Origin of the sequence: Micromonospora sp. M51, assembly GCF_018070305.1 — a bacterium.
In the GTDB taxonomy this organism is placed as follows: Bacteria; Actinomycetota; Actinomycetes; order Mycobacteriales; family Micromonosporaceae; genus Micromonospora; species Micromonospora parva.
The window spans coordinates 1-1,908 of the sequence record NZ_JAGPXZ010000990.1 but is presented as its reverse complement, the minus strand read 5'-3'; the positions used below and the strand labels follow the sequence as shown (position 1 = coordinate 1,908).

The following is a 1,908-nucleotide window of genomic DNA, read 5'->3' as shown; positions in this document are numbered from 1 at the left end:
GGTGCTGGTGGGCCTGCAACGGCCGACGAGCGGCACTGTCGCCTTCGCCGGCAAGGACGTGTGGTCGATGAGCGCGGCGGAACGCCGACTGCACATCGGCGCCGGCGTCGGCATGATCTTCCAGGATCCGGCCACGTCGCTGAACCGGCGGATGCCGGTCCGCGACATCCTGCGCGACCCGCTCGACGTGCACCGTCGCGGCACCCGCACCACCCGCGAGGAGCGGGTCAGGGAACTGATGGCTCTGGTGGGGCTGCCCCGGTCGGTCGCCGACGTGCTGCCCAGCCAGCTCTCCGGTGGCCAACGCCAGCGGGTGTCCATCGCGCGTGCCCTGGCCCTGGAGCCGGGGCTGGTCATCGCCGACGAGCCGACCAGCGCCCTCGACGTGTCGGTCCGGGCGCAGATCCTCAACCTGCTCCTGGACCTCAAGGAGCGGCTGAACCTGGCCATGGTCTTCGTCTCGCACGACATCCAGACGGTCAAGCGGATCAGTGACCGGGTGGTCACCATGTACCTCGGCCGGATCGTGGAGCAGACACCCGCCGCCGGGCTCCCCGAGGTCGCCCAGCACCCGTACACCCGGGCGCTCTTCTCCGCCACGCCGGGGCTGCTCTCGCCGCTCGACCCGATCCCGCTCGTCGGCCCCGTCCCGCTCGCGACCCGCCCGCCCACCGGCTGCCCGTTCCGCACCCGCTGTTGGAAGGCCACTGACGGCTGCGCCATCGAGATGCCACCACCCACGACGGGCGACGGTGGCGCCGGTTACCACGAGTTCCGGTGCTACCACCCCGTTCCCGCGGGATCCAGCAACGCCGAACTGGTCGAGCTCGCCCGAGCGTCGACCGGTCGCACCACCCCCCTACATGTCGAGGAGTCAGCGTGACCACCCCTGCCCCGCGGTTCGCCGGAGTCGTGCCGCCGGTCGTCACCCCCCTGACCGAGGAGGGCGCTGTCGACGTCGCCTCGCTTGAGCGGCTCGTCGAGCGGATGCTCGCCGCCGGCGTCGACGGCATCTTCGCCCTCGGCAGCTCCGGCGAGACGGTGTTCCTCACCGACAGTCAGCGGGACCAGGCTCTGGAAACCGTGGTGAAGACCGTCGGCGGGACCGTACCCGTCATCGCCGGGTGCATCGAGCCGACCACCCGTCGGGTGCTCGACCGGGCCGACGCGTCGACGCGGCTGGGTGTCGACGGGCTGGTGGCCACCGCCCCCTTCTACGCCATCGTCGGCCCGCACGAGGTCGAGCGGCACTTCCGGTCGCTCGCCGCGTCGGTCGAGCTACCGCTGCTGGCGTACGACATTCCGGTCTGCGTGCACACCAAGCTGTCGCCGGGTCTGCTGAGCCGGCTCGCCGTGGAGGGCGTCCTCGCGGGCGTCAAGGATTCCAGCGGCGACGACGTCTCCTTCCGCCAGCTGGTGCTGTCCATCGCGGAACACGCGCCGGACGCCGGCTTCAGCCTGTTGACCGGCCACGAGGTGGTGGTCGACGCGATGATGCTCGCCGGTGCCTCCGGTTCCGTCCCCGGCCTGGGCAACGTGGACCCGGAGGGTTACGTGCGACTGCACCGGGCCTGCGTGGCCGCCGACTGGGACACCGCCCGCGCGGAGCAGGACCGGCTGACCCGGTTGTTCCGGATCGTCGACGCTGCCGACCCGGCGACGGCGGCGGGGGCGACCCGGGGCGTGGGCGCGTTCAAGACCGCCCTGGCCCTGCTCGGCGTCATCGACAGCAACGCCGTGTCGCTTCCGCTGCGACCGCTCGACGCGGACGAGACGGCGCGGGTGCGGGGCCACCTGGAACTGGCGGGACTGCTCTAACCATGTCCGAGGTACGCACGCCCCCGGTTGTCGCCGCGCTCGACATCGGGGGCACCAAGACGGCCGCCGCCCTGGTGACCCGCCAGGGTG

Annotated in this window: 2 protein-coding genes; both read left to right on the top strand. The window is 72.2% G+C overall.

All coding sequences use genetic code 11. The features are described 5' to 3' along the window. Positions 1-883, top strand: an 883-nt coding sequence (locus KBX53_RS31630; RefSeq protein ID WP_210863455.1) for an ABC transporter ATP-binding protein, incomplete at its 5' end; no start/stop codon positions are given. Beyond that, the gene (locus tag KBX53_RS31625; RefSeq protein ID WP_210863453.1) at positions 880-1,818 is read left to right on the top strand and encodes a dihydrodipicolinate synthase family protein; all 939 of its coding nucleotides are present in this window, start codon (positions 880-882) and stop codon (positions 1,816-1,818) included. The genes KBX53_RS31630 and KBX53_RS31625, both read left to right, overlap by 4 nt. Positions 1,819-1,908: the final 90 nt, after the last annotated feature.